Origin of the sequence: Rhizobium sp. NPDC092011, from assembly GCF_044756305.1 — a bacterium.
GTDB lineage: Bacteria > Pseudomonadota > Alphaproteobacteria > Rhizobiales > Rhizobiaceae > Rhizobium.
Map to the genome: position 1 here is coordinate 1,668,092 of NZ_JBIVSO010000001.1, position 21,137 is coordinate 1,689,228.

At 58.1% G+C, this 21,137-nt stretch carries 21 protein-coding genes; 5 read left to right on the top strand and 16 right to left on the bottom strand.

What is annotated here, in order from left to right; all coding sequences use genetic code 11:
* Positions 1-32: 32 nt before the first annotated feature.
* The 4 genes from ACIQJ2_RS07585 to ACIQJ2_RS07600 are packed head-to-tail and all read right to left on the bottom strand — an operon-like array spanning position 33 to position 3,938.
* A complete protein-coding gene (locus ACIQJ2_RS07585) occupies positions 33-1,097 on the bottom strand; it encodes a BMP family ABC transporter substrate-binding protein (protein WP_400668401.1) in 1,065 nt (354 codons plus the stop codon).
* A gap of 51 nt (positions 1,098-1,148) precedes the next feature.
* Positions 1,149-1,469, bottom strand: coding sequence for an NIPSNAP family protein (locus ACIQJ2_RS07590; protein WP_199146142.1), 321 nt, complete (start codon positions 1,467-1,469; stop codon positions 1,149-1,151).
* 12 nt (positions 1,470-1,481) lie between these two features.
* Complete coding sequence (locus ACIQJ2_RS07595) at positions 1,482-3,107, bottom strand: GMC family oxidoreductase (RefSeq protein ID WP_400668404.1); 1,626 nt, start codon at positions 3,105-3,107, stop codon at positions 1,482-1,484.
* 3 nt (positions 3,108-3,110) lie between these two features.
* The gene (locus tag ACIQJ2_RS07600; protein ID WP_400668407.1) at positions 3,111-3,938 is read right to left on the bottom strand and encodes a uracil-DNA glycosylase; all 828 of its coding nucleotides are present in this window, start codon (positions 3,936-3,938) and stop codon (positions 3,111-3,113) included.
* Between the two features lie 264 nt (positions 3,939-4,202).
* On the opposite strand from ACIQJ2_RS07600, the gene ACIQJ2_RS07605 reads away from it, so the two are divergent.
* On the top strand, positions 4,203-4,835 hold the full coding sequence (locus ACIQJ2_RS07605) for a TetR family transcriptional regulator C-terminal domain-containing protein (RefSeq protein ID WP_400668410.1): 633 nt from the start codon (positions 4,203-4,205) through the stop codon (positions 4,833-4,835).
* A gap of 9 nt (positions 4,836-4,844) precedes the next feature.
* Here the strand turns inward: ACIQJ2_RS07605 and ACIQJ2_RS07610 are convergent, their stop codons facing one another.
* The 6 genes from ACIQJ2_RS07610 to ACIQJ2_RS07635 form a co-directional block, all read right to left on the bottom strand.
* Positions 4,845-5,903 (bottom strand): acyltransferase family protein, encoded by a 1,059-nt coding sequence (locus ACIQJ2_RS07610; protein WP_400668412.1) that lies wholly within the window; start codon positions 5,901-5,903, stop codon positions 4,845-4,847.
* A 320-nt stretch (positions 5,904-6,223) separates the two neighbouring features.
* Positions 6,224-6,907, bottom strand: a complete 684-nt coding sequence (locus ACIQJ2_RS07615; RefSeq protein WP_400668414.1) for an SGNH/GDSL hydrolase family protein — start codon at positions 6,905-6,907, stop codon at positions 6,224-6,226.
* An 18-nt stretch (positions 6,908-6,925) separates the two neighbouring features.
* Positions 6,926-7,885, bottom strand: a complete 960-nt coding sequence (locus ACIQJ2_RS07620; RefSeq protein ID WP_400668416.1) for an ABC transporter permease — start codon at positions 7,883-7,885, stop codon at positions 6,926-6,928.
* Positions 7,885-8,859: an ABC transporter permease gene (locus ACIQJ2_RS07625; RefSeq protein ID WP_400668419.1), complete on the bottom strand. Its 975-nt coding sequence runs from the start codon at positions 8,857-8,859 to the stop codon at positions 7,885-7,887. The genes ACIQJ2_RS07620 and ACIQJ2_RS07625 overlap by 1 nt, the downstream gene beginning before the upstream one ends.
* A 16-nt stretch (positions 8,860-8,875) precedes the next feature.
* Complete coding sequence (locus ACIQJ2_RS07630; protein WP_400668421.1) at positions 8,876-10,369, bottom strand: sugar ABC transporter ATP-binding protein; 1,494 nt, start codon at positions 10,367-10,369, stop codon at positions 8,876-8,878.
* 57 nt (positions 10,370-10,426) lie between these two features.
* Entirely contained in the window at positions 10,427-11,467 is a 1,041-nt protein-coding gene (locus tag ACIQJ2_RS07635) for a substrate-binding domain-containing protein (protein ID WP_400668709.1), read from the bottom strand.
* 271 nt (positions 11,468-11,738) lie between these two features.
* Between ACIQJ2_RS07635 and ACIQJ2_RS07640 the strand changes: the two genes are divergently transcribed.
* Together ACIQJ2_RS07640 and ACIQJ2_RS07645 are read left to right on the top strand one after the other, a co-directional pair.
* On the top strand, positions 11,739-12,416 hold the full coding sequence (locus tag ACIQJ2_RS07640; protein ID WP_400668423.1) for an SGNH/GDSL hydrolase family protein: 678 nt from the start codon (positions 11,739-11,741) through the stop codon (positions 12,414-12,416).
* Between the two features lie 11 nt (positions 12,417-12,427).
* Positions 12,428-13,501 carry an ROK family transcriptional regulator gene (locus ACIQJ2_RS07645; RefSeq protein ID WP_199146181.1) on the top strand — a complete coding sequence of 358 codons (1,074 nt, stop codon included), beginning with the start codon at positions 12,428-12,430 and terminating at the stop codon, positions 13,499-13,501.
* A 299-nt stretch (positions 13,502-13,800) separates the two neighbouring features.
* Here ACIQJ2_RS07645 and ACIQJ2_RS07650 read toward each other — a convergent pair whose 3' ends face one another.
* The 6 genes from ACIQJ2_RS07650 to ACIQJ2_RS07675 all read right to left on the bottom strand — a co-directional run bounded on the left by ACIQJ2_RS07650 (position 13,801) and on the right by ACIQJ2_RS07675 (position 19,351).
* Positions 13,801-13,944, bottom strand: coding sequence for a DUF1127 domain-containing protein (locus ACIQJ2_RS07650; RefSeq protein WP_199146124.1), 144 nt, complete (start codon positions 13,942-13,944; stop codon positions 13,801-13,803).
* A 164-nt stretch (positions 13,945-14,108) separates the two neighbouring features.
* The gene (locus ACIQJ2_RS07655) at positions 14,109-15,047 is read right to left on the bottom strand and encodes a carbohydrate kinase family protein (RefSeq protein ID WP_199146122.1); all 939 of its coding nucleotides are present in this window, start codon (positions 15,045-15,047) and stop codon (positions 14,109-14,111) included.
* A gap of 11 nt (positions 15,048-15,058) precedes the next feature.
* On the bottom strand, positions 15,059-16,261 hold the full coding sequence (locus ACIQJ2_RS07660; RefSeq protein WP_199146120.1) for an aminotransferase class I/II-fold pyridoxal phosphate-dependent enzyme: 1,203 nt from the start codon (positions 16,259-16,261) through the stop codon (positions 15,059-15,061).
* 32 nt (positions 16,262-16,293) lie between these two features.
* Entirely contained in the window at positions 16,294-17,133 is an 840-nt protein-coding gene (locus ACIQJ2_RS07665) for a carbohydrate ABC transporter permease (protein WP_400668426.1), read from the bottom strand.
* The gene (locus tag ACIQJ2_RS07670) at positions 17,130-18,020 is read right to left on the bottom strand and encodes a carbohydrate ABC transporter permease (protein ID WP_400668428.1); all 891 of its coding nucleotides are present in this window, start codon (positions 18,018-18,020) and stop codon (positions 17,130-17,132) included. The genes ACIQJ2_RS07665 and ACIQJ2_RS07670 overlap by 4 nt, the downstream gene beginning before the upstream one ends.
* Before the next feature lie 77 nt (positions 18,021-18,097).
* On the bottom strand, positions 18,098-19,351 hold the full coding sequence (locus ACIQJ2_RS07675) for an ABC transporter substrate-binding protein (protein WP_400668430.1): 1,254 nt from the start codon (positions 19,349-19,351) through the stop codon (positions 18,098-18,100).
* 149 nt (positions 19,352-19,500) lie between these two features.
* Here ACIQJ2_RS07675 and ACIQJ2_RS07680 point away from each other — a divergent pair, with 149 nt between their 5' ends.
* Positions 19,501-20,355, top strand: a complete 855-nt coding sequence (locus ACIQJ2_RS07680) for a MurR/RpiR family transcriptional regulator (protein WP_400668431.1) — start codon at positions 19,501-19,503, stop codon at positions 20,353-20,355.
* Between the two features lie 20 nt (positions 20,356-20,375).
* Positions 20,376-21,053 (top strand): phosphoribosylanthranilate isomerase, encoded by a 678-nt coding sequence (locus ACIQJ2_RS07685; RefSeq protein ID WP_400668433.1) that lies wholly within the window; start codon positions 20,376-20,378, stop codon positions 21,051-21,053.
* Positions 21,054-21,137 lie beyond the last annotated feature (84 nt).

The following is a 21,137-nucleotide window of genomic DNA, read 5'->3' on the forward strand; positions in this document are numbered from 1 at the left end:
CGATTGCCTTAAGGCAACCGGCCAAACCGGCATTAAAGAGTGGTCTTGAACTCGACCTTGATGGAGCCGTCCAGAATGCCGGCGCGCACCTTGTCGACATCTTTCAGGGCCTCCTTTGCCTTCGTCGTCAGTTCCGCCGGGCCCTGTTCGGCAAATAGCGGCGAGGGAATGAAGTTGATGACATCGGTTCCAAGACCGGTGTGCTCGTGGGTGCCGCCCTTCCAGTCAGCTCCAAGCGCCTTGCTCACCTCGTTGTAGAGCGAGACACCATAGTCCAATCCGACGATCGAGATCACCGACTTCGGCCCGAGCACAAACTGCGCCGGCGAGAGGCAGCTGACCATGCGACCTTCCTTCTCGTTGGCTGCAGCGATGATGCCGCCGTCGGTGGCAGCCGCATCGGTCTGGATGTAGTCGATGCCATCGTTGAACATCTGCGTTGCAATTTCCTGGCCCTTGGCCGGGTCTTGGAACGAGCCGGCGAAGGCAGCCGTCACCGTGGCATTGGGGTTGACCGAATGGACGCCGGCCTTCAGCGCGTTGAAATCGGCATTCAGTGGTGGGATCGAGACGCCGCCGATAAAGCCGATCTTGCCGGTTTTCGACATCTTCGCGGCAAAGACACCGGAGAGATAGCAGCCGAGATAATAGTCATAGGAGACCGTGACAACGTTCGGGATTGCAGGCTCGAAGGGGTCGGCAAAAAGCTGAATCCATTTGGTGTTGGGATAGGATGGCGCGAGCGCCTTGAACGGCTCTGCGACTTCATTGAAGGTCGAGATGATAATGGAGGCGCCGGCATCGCCGAGCGTGCGGAAGACCGTCTCGTAAGTCGCGGGATCCTGTGCATAGACGGCGCGATAGGTGAACCCTTGCTCCGTCGACAGCTGCTTCAGCTTGGCGATCATGGCGTCGACCGGACCGTTGTCGCCGGCCGCCTGCGTATGAACGAGCGCGACGAGCCCGCCTGCAGCACGCGCCGCTTGCGGCATCAAGCCAGCAGCAAGGCCGAACGCGGCAGCGCCGGCGCCTAACTGCAGGAAGGTGCGCCGATCGACGCCGCGCGAAAAATCGTTGTCGCTTCTTGAGTTCTTCATGTCGTAAGTTCCCTCTTTTGTATTTATGTGCAGTCTAGTCTGCCAATTCGCCTAGATGGCCGGCGAATAAGGTGCCGGGTTCATGATCATCACATCCTGCTTCTGGATCGCATCGAGCGCCCAGACGCCGGAGATGAAGGATTGCCACTCCGGATCGGCATACATGGCCTGGCGACGCGCTTCGCGGTCGGCAAGGCTGTCATAGGCCCACATCAGCACGGTGGTGTGCAGCGTGCCGATCTCGGAGACGTAAAGTCCGACGAAACGGTTGAGATGGCGCTTCTGGATCGGCAGACCCTCGGCTTCATACTTCTTCATCCATTTGTCGACCGTGCCCGGCTTGAACGTATAGGTGCGGTGTTCGAGGATCATTGTTTATTCCCTTCAGGCATTCAGGATGAATTCGGCGCACTTTTCGCCGATCATGATGGCGGGTGCGTTGGTGTTGCCGCTCGAAATGATCGGCATGATCGAGGCGTCGGCCACTCGCAAGCCATCGATGCCGTGCACCTTGAGCTTGGCATCGACGACGGCCATCGGATCGTTGCCCATCTTGGCGGTGCCAACGGGATGGAAGGTGGTCATGGCGGTGGCGCGAAGCCATGCCGTCAGCTCGGCATCGTCTTTCGCGGTTGGGCCGGGCGCAAGCTCAAGCCCGCGATAACCATCGAATGCCTTCTGGTTGACGATATCGCGCGTCAGCCTGATGGCATCGATCATAGTGCGTATATCGAATTCGTCGCGCAGATAGTTGGCGAGAATCTTGGGCTTGTCCGTCGGATTGGTCGACCGCAACGTGATCTCGCCACGGCTGACCGGATTGACCGGGCCGACGCGAATGGTGAAGCCATGATTGGCCTCGACGCGCTGCTTCTTGCGAAACGGATTGGGGAAATGCAGGTTGGCCGTCTTTTCGAGCGCCGGCATGAAATGAAGCTGGATATCGGGCGCCACCAGCCCATCATTGGAACGGACGAATGCGCCGGCCTCGTAGGGAAAGGTGGTGGTGATGCCTTCGCCGAACAGCATGCCCTGCGCAACTGCGGGGATCAGCTTGTCGGCACGAAGATCGCCGAAGAGTGTTATGGGTTCGCGGCACTCCCAGCTCATCACGCAGTCGACATGGTCCTGAAGGTTCTTGCCGACACCGGGAAGATCAAGAACCGGCTTGATCCCGATCGCCTTCAATTCATCCGCCGGGCCGATCCCTGACAAAAGGAGTGCCTTGGGCGTATTCACGACCCCCGCCGATAATATGATCTCGCCAGCGGAACGCGCCACCGATACGTTTCCAGCCTTCAGATATTCGACGCCGGTTGCACGGCCATTCTCGATCAGCAGTCGAGTCGTTTCCGCCTCCGTGATCACCGTGAGGTTGGAACGGTGCATAGCCGGACGAAGGAAGGCCCAGGATGTTGACCAGCGCTTGCCCTTTCGGATGGTGAAATCGTATCGGCCGAAACCTTCCTGCGTCTCGCCGTTGAAATCGTCATTCAAAGGGTAGCCTGCCTGCTGGCCGGCTTCACAAAACACATCCATTAGCGGATTGTGTCCGCGGGCACGGCAGACCGTCAGTTCTCCATCGTCGCCGTGAAACGCCCCATGGCGTTGCACATGGGATTCCGAACGGCGAAAGGCGGGCAGAACCTCATCGTAAGACCAGCCGGGCAAGCCGAATTGCGACCAGCGGTCATAATCGTGGCGATTGCCGCGCACGTAGATCATGCCGTTGATCGTCGACGTGCCGCCGAGAACCTTGCCGCGCGGCCAGTAAAGCGAACGGTTATTGAGAAAAGGCTCCGGCTCGGTGTGATAATGCCAGTTGTAGATGCCGGAATGAAACAGTTTACCCATCAGCATAGGCAGACGAAACAGCGGATTTCGATCCTTGCCGCCAGCCTCCAGCAGGAGGACGCGATTCTGGGGATTTTTCGACAGGCGATTGGCGAGTACGCAGCCGGCGGAGCCGGCGCCTACAATGATGTAATCATATTCGGATGAAATGCTCATAATTTACCATGCGACAGGGCTCGCGCCCCTCGCCTCAAGATAGGAATTGCAAAGAAGAAATGGATTTTCGCGGCCAAGCACGCGCTCTGCGAAGGCAGGATGATCACGCAGAACCAAAGCATAGCTACCGTGCTCGCCTTCGCTGAGGCCGGCTGCCGCGAAGAGGTCGGCTGCCGCATCGCCAAATCCGATAAAGACCATCGACTGATCGCGCTCACGCAAGGTGGCAATCACCTTGAGCATCAACGGCCGCCAGAAAGGCAGATGTCCCCTCGCCTGATGCGGATCTATATCGACCTTGAAACGCGAGAGCGTCAGCGATGCATTGAGCAGGAGCACGCCCTGGCGAACCCAACGGTCGCCGATCGCGCTTGGCCCCTCGAAACCGAGAGCCGGATCGCAGAGCATCTGCCGAACGTCCGGCCAGTGCTCGAAGCTTTCCGAAAGGCCCTGGTTACCGGTCCGCGCCGCGGTGATGAGCTGCATATAGGCTCTGATGCTCTTCGAGAACATCTTGTCGAGTTCGTTCCATGACGCAAGGTTGCCTGCCTCGAATGCGCGGCCTGTAGCAAAGCCCGGCTCGGGATACGGATCCTGCCCAAGGATCATGCAACGCACATCCTTTGGGGCAATGCCATCGAAGGCTGCGAGCGCATGCGCGCCTTTCGGCTGACCGGGAAAATGGCGTCCGCGGCGCACCGGAAAGATCGGCTCCCAGGCTTCGAATTCCAGATCCGCATCGACGCGGTCAAAGTGGTCGCCGATATCGCCGAGGGCTGCACGCCAGTCGGACGGCAGATCCGCCTCCCAACCGGCAAGTGCTTCCGCCATCGCATCTCGTAAAGTCATTGGCACGAAATCGTCTCCCCGCGTTTTCGCTTGTTGAGTGGAGACTAGACAAAACCTGACTAAAGTGTCAACTTACTATACATAGAAAAATGACGGCTTGGTCAGCTTTTCCTGATCATATCGTCAACTTTTTTGGACGAACGCCAAAGCCCGCTTTTCAGTGGAAAAGCGGGCTTTGGCGACCGAGCGCTGTTGCCATTTTCAAGCGTCGGTTCAAAGCATAAAACATTAGAGGACGGAGCGGGCATGCCACGGGAACATAAGGATCCGGAAGAAAAAATCCGCGAACGCAACATTCGGCTGATCATCAAGGCCGGGATCGAGATTTTCTCGCGAAAAGGCTATGATGGCACTCGGATCGCCGAAATTGCCGAGGCATCCGGCTTGCCCAAGGCGAATGTCTACTATTATTTTTCGTCGAAAGAGCAGATCTACACAGCCATCATCGAGCACTTGCTTGAAGGATGGGACAATGCGCTGAAATACATAACGGCGGACCGGGAACCGGCGGATGCTTTTCGTCTCTATATCCGCGCCAAGCTCGATTATACTCGAAAAAACATTGCAGAGAGCCGCCTCTTCGCCAGCGAAATCATTCAGGGCGCTCGCTTCCTGAAGAAGAAGGATCGCCAGCACATCCGCGATGTCACCGACAGACATGTCGCGGTGGTGGAGGCCTGGATCGCCGAAGGGAAGATCTTGCCCGTCGATCCCCGGCACCTGTTCATCATGCTATGGGCCTCGACGCAATTCTATGCCGACTTCGAGCCGATCGCTGCCGACGGGCTGAAAAAATCCCGATTGAAGGTTGAGGATTACGAGATGGCGGCGAAGACTATCGCTGAAACCGTGTTGCGGGGCGTCTTGCCACATGCGTGAACGGCGATTCTAGAACAGCCGCATCAAGGCAGATTTGGTCAGGCGCCGGGATGGCTCGTCGGCGAAGCGCCAAAGCAGATATGAAATGCATATCAGGAGCAGAACAGTTGCGGTGACGGCCGCTTCCGGCGAAGCTGCCGATCCGACTTTATTGAAGATCACATAGCCAATATGCTGATGCAGGAGATAGAGGGGGTAGCTAATACCACCGAGCGCAAGCATCAACCCTGCGGGCAAAAGCGATCGCTGCCGCCTTATCGCCAGTGCAATGATTGCGACGATTGCGAGGCAGGAGAGACTGACCACAAGATCACTATAGCTGGTTCCATAATTGACGCGATTCCATTGCGTCAGCTCCATCGATTGATAGATCGCAACCATGACTGATAGAACAAGCAGGACGACATTGCGGGTACGATACCCCTCTCGGAATATCATATAGAGAACCAGGCCGGCGCAAAAGAACCCGCTTTCATCGGTCAGAAAGAGATGGCGCATCAAGACACTGCCGAAAAACACCCGGTCGACGACGGAAATCAGAAGCCAGCCTAGAATAATGACCGGATACGCCTCACGCTTGAAACGGCCGAGCATCATCAACGCGAAAACCCAGCCGTAGAAGACGATTTCGTAGGAAATCGACCAATACGAACCATCCATGAGCTGCTGCCCCAACAGCTCCGGCTTGACGATCAAATTGGCTGCCCATTGAAAGGTCGTCGCATTGAGATGCGGCGCCCCGTAACCTACGACGATCAGGAAAGTTATCGTCATGCACAATACGAACATCGGATAGATGCGTGCGAAACGGGCGATCCCGAATTGTAGAGGCGTTCGTCCCTCCGCTGAATAAGCGATGACAAAGCCGCTTATCACGAAGAACATCTGCACGCCCAGATATCCATATTTCAGAAGCCATTCCCGGGCCGTAAGCGACATCTCCGTCACCCCGAGCGTGCGCCCTCGAAATCCGAAGTGAAAGAGCACGACAGCAAGTGCCGCCAGCAACCTCAGTTCATCAAGCACCCCGACGCGAGCACCGTGAGCGACATGTTGCTGCTGCGACATAGCGATGTCCAAATCGTTTTGTGAACCCGATGGCCAAGACAATCCTAAGCTTCACCGGCCCTACACTCAACCACGAGTCGGAACAAGAACCGTGCCGCACCTGCGGCCCTTATGGGAGCCAGCGACAACCATTGGGCGATTTTGCCTTGTTCTGTGTAAGGACTGAGCCAATGGCATTCAGGTTCTGGAAAAACGGACCCGGTCGTCGTCGATTTCGCAGCATCTCGTTCGGAAGTTGGGTCTCCGCAGGGGTGTAGTTCCTACTCCCTCCTGGTGGTTGCCGACGAGCGATGCCGCTCGTCGAGCAGAGAGTTAAGCCATTACGCCGCGGTCTGGTGCGATTGCCGATCGAAGATTTCAGTCACTTTCCGGGCAATTGCCTTACCGAGCGTCACGTTTGTGTCCGCCGAGAAATGGATCCCGTCCACTCCGTCAGTCGAGACGAACGCACCGGCATCGAGGAAATCGACCTTCAGGAAGGACGCCAAGGCGCTATAGTGCTTGGCGAGTTCTTGCGATTTCTCGTATCCGCCCTCGAACATGCCGTCGAACCACAGATCTGGCATGGGTGCCAATGGCGGCGGAGCGACAATAAGCAGCTTGGGAGCGGGATAGGGGGTACCGACACCACCCGCCGATGTCAAAACCTGCCCGGCGAGCTTGCCCATCCCGTTGGCGATTTCATAGGGCGTTCTTCGGAAATAGGACTTGGTGTCGTTCGTTCCGAGAAACAGAATGACAAGGTCGAGCGGAAGGTGGCTCGCAAGTGCGGAAGGAAGATAAGCGCTTCCGTTAAGCCGAGGGTCATTTGGATCGTCGACACTGGTCGTGCGCGCACTCAACCCCTCTTCGATGATGCTGTAACCCTCACCGAGTTCGCCCGCCATCGCGCCGGTCCAACGCTGCTCGAAAGGATATCTCAGCGTCGGCGACGATTGTTCGACGGGGATCCAGCCCCAGGTCAGCGAGTCTCCGAAACATAGAATGGATCGTTTGTCTGCCATTGCTTCCTCTTTTGATGATTAGGATTTGGGTCCGCGCGTCTTGAGGCCGTAGAAGATGGCCGCGAGCAGGATAATAAGACCTTGGGCGACCAGCTTGCCTGGTTCGCCAACTCCGAACATCGTCATGACGACGAACAGGAATGCGAAGCACAGGACGCCGAAAAAGGGTCCCCAAACGCCGCCTTCGCCTCTGCCGAAAACCACACCGCCGAGGATGGTGGCCGCCACGGACAGGATCGGCAGGTCCAATCCAACGCGCACGCTGCCGACGGCAATCGAAGCTGTTTGAACGAGGGCTGCGATCCCGGCGATCAAGCCTGCGATCGCATGGGCCGCAATGACCGTTCTCTCCACTGGTACGCCGGAGAAGTGGGCGGCCTCGACGCTCTCGCCTACGGATGCCACGAACCGCCCGAAAACCGTCCACGCCAGAGCCAGAGACATCACTCCCGTGATGCCGATCCAGAAGAGGACCGGCGTCGGAATGGACAGAAAGCGGGTATTGAAAATTTCACCAAAGAGGGTCGGCACGTCCCCGGGCGGCTTGCCACTCGAGAGATATTGGACCAAGCCGATCAGCACGATGTTAAGCGCTAGGGTCACGATCACTGCCGACACCCGCCGGATCGCGATCATGAACCCGTTGAAAAGCCCAATCCCCAGCCCGATCGCAAGCGCCAATACGACAAAGAAGGATAGCGAGGCTCCTGGGAACATGCCCGACGAGATGCAGTAGTTGACGAGCAGGATGACACCACCACCGGATAGATCGATAGACTTGACGCGCATCACCAGGAGTTGGCCGAGCACCAATATTCCGAGCGGGACCACCTGACGGAGGAACACGCCTATGACATTGACGTTCAACATCTGCGGTCTGGTGAACCAGAGGATCGCAATGAGGATCACGAACAGATAATAGGCCGGCGGGATCCTTGCGAACCGCTGCGCCAGGGGCGAACGAACGAGAGCCGACATCAGAGGCCAATCCTTCTGCGAGACTGCAGCGCGACCACCAGCATGAGCAAGCATCCCTTGATCGCGGTCTGGACAAATGGGGTGACATTGAGAAGATTCATGCCGTTGGACAGAAGCGCAAGGATGGCAACGCCGACGACCGTTCCCTGCAGGCTACCAACCCCACCAGAAAGCTGGGTACCGCCGATGGCCACGGCCGTGATCGCATCAAGCTCGAACAATAGCCCGACATTGGGATCGCCGGACACGATGCGTCCTGCGAGGAAAATACCGGCTGCGCAGGCAAACAAGGAACTGGCAACATAGGCGAGCATGATGTTTCGCCTGGCCGGAATGCCAAAGTTGCGGGCAGCGTCATCCACCCCCGCAGCGGCACCGCCACCGATGGCGAAGAGATGGACGCCATACCGAGTGCCGTAAAGAAGCTTCCACGCGATAATGAGCGTGATGGTGCCCCAAATGAGCGGCATCTGGATGCCGAATAGACTTCCCTCGACTGACCATCGGACGACATCGGGCACAGTTCCGCCGGAAACGGGCCGCAGAACGCGTGTAACGCCAAGCACGATGTACTGCATCGACAGCGTCGCAATGATCGGATGCACGTTGAGGCGGGTGACACACAATCCATTCAGAAGGCCGATCAGCGCTGCAAGCAGCAATGCGGCAGGAATAACCACATAGGCAGGCCCTCCGCACGCCAGAATCGCGGTTGTAAAACTGATCACGGAACCAACAGACAGATCGAGGCCGCCAATCAGCACGACCAGCATCTGGCCAATCGCGGTGATCAGCAGCGGCATCGCCTGCGCCACGAGATTGAGCGCGTTGCCGCTTGTGGCAAACTGGCCGGTTGAGAAGGCGAGCCAGCATGCGATCACCGATGCCAGCACTGCGGGCAAGAGCCAGAGCCCCTGGCGATGGCCACGGCTCCCGAAAAGTCTGATTAGGCGCGAGTTGGCTGTGAGGTTCATTTCTATCTCCTCCCGTTCATGCGCTGAGCGCAGCGTCGAGAATGCCGTGTTCTGTGGCGTCCGCGGCCGGCATCTCGGCAACGACGGTATTGCCGTGTACGACGCAGATGCGGTCGCAAAGGCCGATGAGTTCAAGTGTCTCGCGCGAAAGAACGAGTACCGCTCCGCCCTGGTTGGTAAATTCGCGAAGCAATTTATAGATTTCGGACTTCGCACCGATATCGACGCCGCGTGTCGGCTCCTCGATCAGCAGGACATCCATTTTGGCGGCGAGGTATCGCCCGAGAAGCACCTTCTGTTGATTGCCGCCCGACAAAGATCCAACGTTGGCACCAGGACCTGCCGACTTGATATTCATGCCACGCATCATTGCCGCGACGACGTCCTTGTAGGAACGCACGATCGAGAACTCGTTGCGGGCGGCATGAAGCGACATCGAGAGATTGTGTTCGATGGGAAGTCCGAGAAAGAGCCCCTCGTCCTTTCTGTCTTCGGGAACGAACCCTACTCCGATCCTCTGCATTGTCCTTATGCTTCGCTTCGCACGCATCGGCAGACGGATCTGATGACCCCCTATGACGGCTGTGCCTCCCGAAGGCTGGTGCTCCCCCACCAATGATCGCAGGATCTTCTGCTGCCCTTGGCCCTCGAGGCCGGCAAGCGCGACGATCTCTCCCTTGCAAACCGACAGCGAGAAAGGTTTCGAGCGTGCATCGATCTTGACGTTGGCAAGCTCGATGGCGACATCGCTCGCCACTTGCGTGCGGCGCGGAAACAGATCGCTCAGTTCTCGGCCGACCATCATTGAGATCAGCGAGGACGGCGTCATCTCCGACAGAGGTCGTGTGCCGACAAATCGGCCATCCTTCAGGATCGTGACGATGTCGCAGATGTTGAAGATCTCATCCATGCGATGCGAGATGTAGACAATCGCCTTTCCCTGGTCTCGAAGCGCCCGAATGTGCCTGTTGAGGATCTCGACATCCGCCGCGTTCAGCGCTGCAGTCGGTTCATCAAGAATGAAGATGTCGGCTTCGGCGTCGATACCATGCGCGATCTCGACGAATTGCCGCTGCGCAATGGAGAGCTCGGAAACCAGCATGTTCGGATCGAGGTCAAGACCAAGCCGTGCCAGTGCGTCACGTGTCTCGCCCCTCATCCCCCGCCGATCGATTCCGCCGAAACGCGTTCTTGGTTCCCGACCCAGAAACATGTTTTCGGCGATCGACATATTCGGCAGCAGTGAAAGCTCTTGAAAGACGGTCGATATTCCGAATTCGAGCGCCGCGCGCGGGTTCGAGAACGAGATTCTATGACCATTCTTGAAGATGTCACCGCTATCCGGCTGATGAACGCCGGCAAGGATCTTCATCAAGGTGGATTTACCGGCTCCGTTCTCGCCCATCAGCGCATGGACAGTTCCCGGCATCAGTGTAAGCGAGACTTCGCGAAGAGCATGGCTTCCGCCAAACGTCTTCGAGATCCGCGACATTTCAATGAGATTTTGCATCATTCGCATCCGATGTGAAGTCGCCGGGAGCCTGGGCAGAACTCCCGGCGGACGGGCTCACTTCTTTCCGTAGAACTGCTTCAGCTGATCTTCGGAAAGTTCGGACGGCCACCAGACGTTGGCGGAAAGATCGTCGCGGTAGTATTTCTTCGCCTTGTCGACGTCCCAGCCGGGCGGGTTATAGGCATAGTGCTTCTTGAGCTCCTTGCCCTCCAAAAGAGCTACGGCCGCCCTGACGCCAGCAGCACCTTGAGCGGGACTGTATTCGGAGGAAACCGACTTGAACCCGTCCTTGATCCATTGACCGAAGAAACCGTTATTGCCCTCGCCCGAGATCGGCGGGATCGGCGCTCCGAACTGCTTGAAGACGTCGACGCATGCGCGCGTCATGTCGGCACCCGAGGACCAGATGCCGTCGACATTGGGATTGCTGAGATAGAGGGTCTCGCAGACCTTCTTCGCTTTATCATACTGCCAGTCGCCGTTTTCCTCGGCAGCGATCTTGATTTCCGTCCCCTTCAAGGACTGAAGAAGGCCGTTATAGCGATTGGTGTCTTCCGGGTGACCGGCCAAGCCGCGAAGAACCCAGATATTGCCCTTGCCTTTCAGTTCCTTGACCAGGAAGTCCCCCATGACCTTGCCGAAGTGTTCGGCTCCCCCCTGGATCTCGGTCGTGTAGGCATCGCTCTCGATGCGGCCGGTGTGGAGAATGACGGGAATCCCCGCCTTGACCGCCTTCTCGATGCTGGCGTCTGCCGAAGTCGACGTGACCGGCTGCACGATAATGGCATCGACTTTCTGTGCGATGAGATCCTCGATATCGGCGACCTGCTTCTTCTGGTCGAAGCCGGCGTCAAGAAGGATAAACTTGCTGATGCGCTTGTCCCGCGCTGCGGCGGCTTCAGCCTCGTGCGCGACCTGAACCGTCCAGGTGTTGGCATTGACGCCAAAGCTGCTCATGCCAATGACCCAGGGGGCATCTTTCTTGTACTTGCCTGGCTCGACTGAGGGATTGTTTTCGGCAGGCGTCGTGACGCCGTCGAGCAGGTTCACCTCCTGTGCCCGCAGCGGCATGGCGCTGAGGGACGATGCGATCATCAGGGAAAGGGTAAGTCTCTTCAACAAGCTGCTCATTAGCTCCTCCATGGCAGATATCGGCGATCGACAGACAAAACCCTCCATCGCGGGGAAAGACCGCCCCGCGCTAATTATTCATGTTGTCTGATCAATTCCTCCGTGGCGGCAACAAACACCGAGATTCTGATCCTGTCAATAGTTATTCAAGTTGAATGAATAATTGATCCGATGTTGCCAACGCGACCATCTAGGTGCAAAAGAAGCCATGTCGGCAGGCATGGAGGAGCGATAGGTGCGTACTGTTCTCTGCTTCGGGGATTCGAATACACACGGGCAGATACCTGGCGGAACGCCGCTGGATCGCTACCCGGTTGATGAGCGCTGGCCGGGTATTCTTAAAGCCGCGCTCGGCGACGGATGGCATGTCATCGAGGAAGGACTGAGCGGCAGGACCACCGTTCATAGCGATCCGATCGAAGGCGCACACAAGAATGGCAGAACCTACCTGAAGCCCTGCCTCCAGAGCCATGCGCCCATCGATCTTGTGATCCTCATGCTGGGCACCAACGATCTCAAGGCGCGCTTTCACATGCCGCCGTCCGAAGTCGCGATGGGCATGGGCTGCCTCGTGCATGACATCCGGGAATTAGCGCCGGGACCGAACGGTCACGATCCGGAAATCATGATCGTCTCCCCTCCTCCGATGCTGGATGACATCAAGGAATGGGAATCGATCTTTTCAGGTGCACAGGAAAAATCGAGGAAACTGGCTTTGGAATTCGAAGTCATGGCCGATTCTCTCGAAGTTCACTTTTTCGATGCCGGAGCGGTCTGCAAATGCGCGCCGCAGGACGGCTTCCATATCGACGGCGAAGCGCATCGCCTGCTGGGCGAGGCCCTCGCCCAAGAAGTGCTGTCCATCGGCTGGGCCGAGCTGCATTCCGCGCCCAAGTCCTCCAAAGGAAGATAACTTTGCCCGACATGCGTTTTGCCCCTCCTAATCCCTTGCGCATCGCCGATCGCGCAAGCGGCCTCAACGCTCTCAGCGTACGGAGCTACAACGAACGGCTTGTCCTCTCCCTCCTCTTGCAGAACGAGACGACGACCCGCCTCGAGATCGGCGAGAAGACCGGGCTATCCGCACAGACGATTTCGGTAATCGTGCGGTCTCTCGAACAAGAGGGCTTGGTCATGAAGGGAGAAGCGCAGAAGGGCCGCGTTGGACCGCCGACGACACCCTTGATGCTCAATCCAGATGGCGCCTACTCAGTCGGTGTCAGTGTCGGGCACCAGAATACGCATGTGGTGCTGGTCGATTTCGTCGGTAACATCAGGTTCAGCTCCTCCCTGCCCCACAGGAAAATCGGGGAGTTCGACGATCTGGAGGGTGCAACCCACGAGGTGATGAAGGCGATCAATAGCCTGCCGCCGCGAATACAGGAAAGAATTGCCGGTATTGGCGTTGCCATTCCCGCACCGAAAGAAAGCCGCATTTCCACCAATGAGGAGCTTCATCGACGGTTGGAGGCAGACTTGGGTCTGCCGGTTTACGTCCAAAACGACATCGCCGCCGCAGCGGCCGGCGAGAGCCTTTTCGGCGTCGCTAAACCTTTGCAGGACTTCCTGTTCTTTTACCTCGGTGCGCGGCTGCATAGCCGTCTCATACTTAACCACCAGATTTATAACGGCAATTCTCCCGTCAGCCACGATGTTGGCGTATCGGCACTTGAACGGTCTCTGGTGACGGAGCCGGAACTTGCGAAGTCAATCTGGAATCGTCAAGAGAATTGGCCCGACCTCGGCGCCGCCGGCCAACAGTGGCTTCAATCCTGTGCGGAAACGCTCGTTGGCTCGATTGAATCTCTATCGCAGTTCATCGAAATCAGGACGGTGATCCTGTCGTCCTTTATTCCCGCCGAGGTCTGTTCGGAGCTTGCATTGGCGGTTGAAAGGAAGCTGCCCTTCGTTCAGGCGCTTGTCGGCAGAGCCTCAAGCGTACCCAAGGCCGTCGGCGCTGCCAGCCTGCCATTCAGCTCCAGATTCATGGTGGAATGAACTCTTGCGGAGATATTTCGGGGGAGGATGAATGCTCGCCTGGCTATCATTGAACGCGATGGATATCGCTTGAATCCAGGCGGCTGGTTCTTTTCTAGCCTTAGGCTGCACTGCCTGGGGCAAGGTCAAATGCGGCACCTAGGCCGCATGACCGCTCCAGAAACCTTCATGAGGCTTCTGGAAAGTTACTATTGGCGGGCTTGCGGTCGTGGAGGAGGTTTCTCCCCTTCCGCTTCAAAGTCCGCACAATCCGATCGTTTGACTGGCCGATCGTTTGACTGGAAAACGCGCGCCGTGGCTTAGTTGCCGCGACCGTTGACTGCATAAGCGATGTGCGAACGGGAAATGCCAAGGTCGGCAAGTGCATGATCGTCCAGTGCGGAAAGTTCGCGGATTGCTCTGCGAGCCTCAGTAAAACGTTTAATCTTCTCAATAACTCTCATCTCAGTCTCCTTTGTTTCTGAGCGCTAAATAAGCATTTACCCGCCTAAATAAAACGCACATGCCTGCAAGAGAGGCATGTCGCTTTTGCACGGCTCGCTAAACGATTTGGAAACCAACTAGGGGGAGGCAAAAACCCTGCGGCACTTATAACTGCCGGTACAAGCTATCGATCGCAGGTCATGAGGTCGAGGACTTCATCGAGGGCAGGCATGGCGAGCCCTGCGCCCTTGCGTGTAACGGCAACTGCGCCGAAGGCGTTGGCAAGCCGGCAGCAATAGCCACCGCTTAACTCCGTGATGCGCCCATGAATATGGCCGGCGGCAAAGGCATCACCCGCGCCAACGGTATCCACAACGTCGACGCAAAACCAGGGCGCACTGTCCCGGATATTCCGCTGATATAACAGGGACGCTGTGCTATTTCCTTTGATTGCCACCCGGTCGACGCCCCGCTCCAGAAGAACAGCAACCAAGTCGTCCAGCGTCGCGTCAACCGGCTCACCAAGAAGTCGCGGCAGATCGCTGTCGGCGAGCATGATCGTGTCCAGGCTCGCCAGCACCGGCCGGACCTTGTCCCCCAGGGCATCGACCACACCGCCCGGAATATCGAGTGTGACGGGAATGCCCTTGCGCACCGCAATATCGATCGCACGCATCGCCGCACCCGCCTGCCGTGGCTGCAAGAATGCATAACCGGAGAGATGGAGCAGTGCAGCGCCTGCCAACGCCGCCTCGTCGACCATATCTGCGGACAATTGCGCGTTGGCGCCGCGATAGGCGAACATCGTCCTCTCGCCTGTCGCACTGACTGCAACAATGTTCAACTGGGTCGGCTCGCTCGGATCCTGGCCGATCCAGCGCGTCGCCACGCCGGTAGCCTGCAACTCCATGAGTGCGTGTCTTCCCCATGCATCCTGACCGACCTGCCCGATCAGGCGGCATTCATGCCCTGCGCGCGCCAGGGCAATCGCCGTGTTGGTCGCGGAGCCGCCGATCGCCACCGTCTGATGGGTGGCGATCGCTTCTCCGCCTTCGCCCGGATAGATGGGGATATCGAGTACCAGATCGATATTGATATCGCCGAGTAGGGCTATGACTGCCATTCCAGTTCGCCTCAGAGATCGATATGCATCTGCTCGATGGCCTGATCGACATCGGCGATGATGTCGTCGATATGCTCGATGCCGACAGAGAAGCGCACCAGGCCGTCAACCACGCCCATAGCTTCGCGCTCCTGGCTTGGAATGTCCAGGAAAGCCATTGTGGCTGGAACTTGCGTCGTCGTACGCAAGCCGCCGAGGCTGGCTGCGAACGAGCACAGTTTCAGGCGCTTGAGCAGATGCACGCCGAAATCTTCGTTGTCGACCTGGAAAGACAGCATCGCACCGCCGCCGCGCAGTTGCTCGCTCGCCGATGCGTAGTTCGGATGCGACGGCAGGCCGGGGTAGAAGACGCGCTTGACGCGGGGATGGGCCTCCAGATGCTTGGCAAGCGCCAGCGCATTGGCGCACTGCTTTTCAAGGCGAAGCGCCAGCGTCTGCGCCCCACGCAGAAGCAGCCAGGCGTTGAAGGGCGAAAGCGGAGCGCCAAGCTTGTTCAGCGTATTCCAGCGTACATCCTCCAGCCAATCCGCCGGCAGGATATCGGATTTCAGCGTAATGACGCCACCAACGGCGTCGTTGTGGCCGCCGATGAACTTGGTGGCGCTTTCGACAACGACATCAACGCCGAAATCGTGCGGACGGCAAACCGCGGGCGACGCAAAGGTGTTGTCGCAGATGACGACGATGCCGCGGCTATGGGCGAGTTCCACCAGCTTGCGCAATGGAGGCACCTTCATCGTCGGATTGGCGATTGCTTCGACATAGAGCACCTTCGTCTCGTCGGTGAAGGCGTTCTCGACGGCGCGTACATCCGAGCAATCGACAAGCGTGACCTTGAGACCGAAATCCTGGGCACGATGATCGAAGAACTCATGCGTGCTGGAATAGGTCGTCAGATCCGCGACGATATGATCGCCCGCCTTCAAGATACCGAACAGCGCGTGCGAGATCGCCGCCATGCCGGAGGCCGTTGCAAGGCAGCCCGTGCCGCCGGTCAAGGTCGCTATATGTTCCTCGAGCTTGTATTCCGTCGGGTTGCCGCAGCGGGAATAGATATTCACTTCCTTGCGCGCACCGGCCACGATCTGGTCGTAGATATCGCCGCCATATTGGAAATTCGCCGACATGTAGATCGGATAGCTGATCGACTGCGAATGCTCTTCCGGCTCGTAGAAGACGGCTTGGCTGGCGAAATCGAGATTTTTGGACGACATGGCATTTCTCCTGGGAAAATCGGACCTGTGGGTCATTCTTTCACGGCGCCTCCGATGAGCGCGGCCGTGATCTGGCGTTCAAAGAAGATGAAGAGGATGAGCGGCGCCACCGCAGCGATCAGGATCGCAGCCAGCATCACCGGGTAGTTGGTAATGTGCTCGCCGACGAAATCCGTCAGGCCGACGGGCAGCGTCTTGCGAGAGGGGTTGTTGATGAAGACCATCGGGAAGAGGAAATCGTTCCAGACCCAGATCATGTTGACGATACCGGCCGTAAACATGGCCGGGCGGGCGATCGGCAGTGCGATCTTGTAGAAGATGCGCCATTCGGATGCGCCGTCGACACGACTTGCGTCGAAAAGCTCTCGCGGCAGCGTGTTGAAGAACGCCTGCATGATGAAGATTGAAACGGGTATGTTGAACGCGGCGGTCGGCAGGATGACACCGAGATGCGTGTCCAGCAGTCCGACGCTGCGCAGCATGACGACCAACGGAACCAGCGCCACATAGGCGGGGATCGCCATCGCCGCTGTCAACGATAGTTCCACGACCGGCATCCAGCGTGGCCGGTAGATGGCCAGCGCATAGCCGGCCAGCGTCGAGACAAACACCGTGATCAATGTCGCCCCCACCATGATGATCAGCGAATTGATCGCATAGCCACCCAGCGCGCCGCCGCTCCAGGCACCGACATAGGCATCGAAATTCAGGCTTGTCGGAAATGACCAGACGGAGCGCATGAACTCCCTGTTGGTCTTGAAGGTGCTGTAGATCATCCAGATGAAGGGAAAGATCACGAGCAGGACATGCAGCGTCAGGACGACAAGCACGACCGTGTTCGTCAGGCTCCAGCGACGAACGGCGGTACTCATGCATCCCCCTTGCGCTTGAGGAACCGGAAGACGATCCAGGCAGCCAGCGCCGTCAACACCATCTGAACGAAGCCGATGGTGGCAGCGTAGCCCATCTGGAAGCTGCTGAAGCCCACTTTGTAGAGATAGGTGGAAACCACCTCGCTGGCATGGCTCGGGCCGCCATTGGTCAGCACGAACACCAGGGAAAAGGTCTTCAGCGAGCCGATGATGGCAAGAAGCGAATTGGCGCGGACGGCATCCCAAACCATCGGGATGGTGATGGAGAAGAATTTGCGGAACTCTCCGGCACCGTCGATCTCGGCGGCTTCGTAGACGCTTTCCGGTACGCTGCGTACTGCTGATGTGAACAGAAGGACGTAGAGCCCGAGATAGGTGAAGCTCATGACGACCACGACGGCAAGGAAGGCCGTGTCGGATTCACCCAGCCAGCCGCGCTTCAAACTATCCAGACCGGCGAACTTCAAGGCGGCGTTCACGAGCCCGAAATAAGGATTGTACATGAACCTCCACAGGAGGCCGATGCAGATCTCGCTCACCATGACCGGCACGAGATAGAAGAATAGAAAGATGCGGCTGAAAGCCGGGACAACCCGTACCAGGCAATAGGCGATCGCCAGTGCCAGGAACACCTGGAAGACGATAGCCGAGAGCGCCACGAACAGGTTGCGTCCCAAGGATGCCCAGAAGACGGGATCTGCCATGAGGCGCAACAGGTTTCCGGCACCGACGTATATGGGAGCAGAAGCCCCATCCCACTGGAACATCGACAACCAGCCGGCATAGGCCACCGGATAGGCGACAAAGGCGCAAATGAACAACAGCGCCGGCGACAGAAACAAAAGCGCCGCCTGATTGTGTCTTTTTGCTAGGCAGTCTGCACTCATGATCTCGCCGGCTTCTTTCCAATTTCGTCTAGGCCGCCGCACGCGTCGGCGGCCTCGCGGTCTGATGACAGCAAGCGTCACTTGCTCGTCTTCAGCGCGTCCTCCAGATGCTTGGCGGCGTCTGCCGGCGTGACAGAGCCATCCAGAACACCCTGCAGCGATGTGTAATAGGTGTTGGTCGCAGCTGGCGGCATGGCCGTGTCGTAGAAGGAGTCGAGATGACCGGCAGCACTCACAAGGCCGTTGCTGATGGCATAGAGCACAGGACCGGCCGCAGCCTCGGTGGTAGCGCCCTTGACGGTCACCATCGTCTTGCGCAGCTCGACATATTTGGTCATCACTTCCGGCGAGGTGAGGAATTTCAAGAGCGTGACTGCATCAGCCTTATCTTCGGCTTTCTGCGAGATCCCGAAAGAGGCGGCAACGCCGGCCAGAACATCGGATTGATCGCCCGCGCCGCCCTGGACTGTCGGGAACGCGAAAGAACCGAGCTCGAAGCCCTGCGGAGCGTCTGACGAAGCACCGATCTGCCACGTACCGTTCAACATCATCGCCGCCTGATCGTTCAGGAACAGCATGTTGGCTTCCTGGTCGCTCATGCCGTTGAAGCCGGTTGGAAAATATTGCTTCTTGGCGATATCAGCGACTTTTTCGAAGGCTTTCTGACCCTCGGGTCCGAATGTCGCATTCGCATCGCCATTGACGAAAGACGCAACGACGCCCGAGCCCTTCAGGCGCATTTCCAAATATTGGAACCAGAAGGTGGCGGGCCAGGAATCCTTGTTGCCGAGAGCAAATGGCACGACGCCGTCGGCCTTGATCTTCTCGGCCAGCGCCATGAGCTCGTCATAGGTCTTCGGAACGGTCCAGCCTTTTTCGGCAAACAGCGCCTTGTTGTACCAGAAGACAACGGAGTCCACGTCGACGGGCACCGCATATGTATGACCGTCCTTGCTTGTCTGCGCGATGGCGCTTTCAAGGAAGCTTTGACGCCAGCCGTCCTTGGCGAGATCCTGGTCAAGCGCATACATCTGCCCGCCCTTGACGAAGGCGTTCAGAAAGCCGCCGGGCAAGGTATAGAACACGTCGGGAGGATTGCCTGACGCCATGGCCGTATTCAGCTTGGTTTTATAGGCTGACTGCTCCGCAGCCACGACATCCAGCTTGATATCAGGATGCTTCTTGGCAAATTCGCCCAGCGCGAAATTGATGAAATCAACCTTGTCCTGCTGGCCAGCATAGGCATGCCAGAATGTCAGTTCGCCGGCCATCGCCGGAAATGCGGCAAGCGCGAAGGCCGCGCCCATGAGAAGACGTTTCAGCTTCACCATATCCTCCCATCCTCCTTGAGAAGTTTGCGCAGCCCCTCCGCTACGTCATGCAGTGATGCCACAACAAAATTATGTTGTCTATAGTGACACCACAACATCGGCATGTTAGCTTTTTTCACTCAACAGCGTCCGCCAGCAAGAGAACCGTCATGACCGTTGACCTGCGTGGTCCAGTGAATCCAGCCAGCAGCCGGCTGCGAAGCGTTCTGCCGAAATTGTCAGAGTCGGAGCGGCGCGTTGCGCTTTGGGTCCTTGAGAACGTCGACGCCACCATCCGAAATTCGATGTCGGCCATCGCCCAGGCGACCGATGTCAGCGATACGACCGTCCTGCGCATGTGCCGCACAGCAGGTTTCGAAGGCTTTACGGATCTCAAACTGGCGCTGGCGCAAGAGCCGCGCGATCGAGGCGATGCGACCGGACACGAGCCCGAGGCCAGCGACCTCCATGCCGCAGTTCGACTGTTTCGAGCGGTGGGGCAGGCCATCAGCGACACACAGGGTGTGCTGAACGAAGCGACCTTCACCAAAGCACTCGACCTGATCGCCGGTGCAAGACACATCCTCGTCGGCGGCGTCGGCGGCTCGGGGATTGTCGCACAGGCCTTCTATCAACGTTGCATCCGCCTGGGCCTTCGTTGCGACGCGCCGGTCGACTCGCAATTGCAGATCATGCATTCGGCACTTGCGGGGCCGGAAGATCTGGTGGTGGTCATCTCCTATTCCGGCATTACCAGCGATCCCGTGCTGATCCTTCAGGAAGCCCGGGCCAGGGGCGCAGCGACACTCTGTATTACCGGCAATAGCGCCTCGCCGCTCGCGCGGCTGGCCGATGTCGTTCTCGTGAGCGTGTCTCACGAACAGGGCAGCGAACCAATGGCGGCCCAGATCGCCCAGATGGCCCTCATCGATGCCCTTTATTCCGCGCTGGTGGCTCGCAATACCGAACGTGCGCAACTCACCGAAGAGCGCATGGTCAACGCCATACTTCCGAAATCAATCTAATCATTAAAACAGGTAGTTCCGTGAAAGTTCAAATCTATACGATGCAGACCGTTTCCGAAGCACTGGCGGCTGCCGCGGCAGGCGTCGACTATCTTGGCGTGACGCCGTCCAATCGCGGCTTGCCGGGAGAAATCAGCTTCGAGACAGCGCGCGAGATTGTCGACGCCTTGACCGGCAAGGCAGAGCGCGTGGCATTATCCGTCGAAAGCGACCTCAGCCTGATCGCCGATATGGTTGGTGCGGTTCGTCCGGACGTGCTGCACCTGTGTGGAGACATCAAGCTGGTGACGCCACAGCATGTGCGGCAGTTGCGCGAGACCCTGCTGACCCGCTATCCCCAGCTGAAGATCCTGCAGGCCATCCCGATGACCGGGCCTGAAGCGCTCGACCACGCCGCGGCGTTCGAACCCTATTCGGACTCCTTCATTCTCGATTCCGTTGCAGCTCACATCGATGGGATCGGTGCTGCCGGCGTCACTCACGACTGGTCGCTGAGCCGCGAAATCGTCAAGCGCAGCAAGTTGCCTGTGATCCTTGCCGGCGGCCTTGGGCCGGATAATGTTCGGGCGGCCATCGCCGCGGTCCAGCCGTGGGCCGTGGATTCGCTGACGCACACCAACAAGCCCTTGCCTGAGGGCGGCTTCCGCAAGGATATCGACAAAATCGCCGCCTTTGTGACGGCAGCAAAGGCCGCCTGAACACAAGCGCGGGAATGTGGGAAGCCTCAATTTGCGGGATTGTGCGACAAACAGAGGATCAGAACCGCTGAGGAAGTGCGCGTG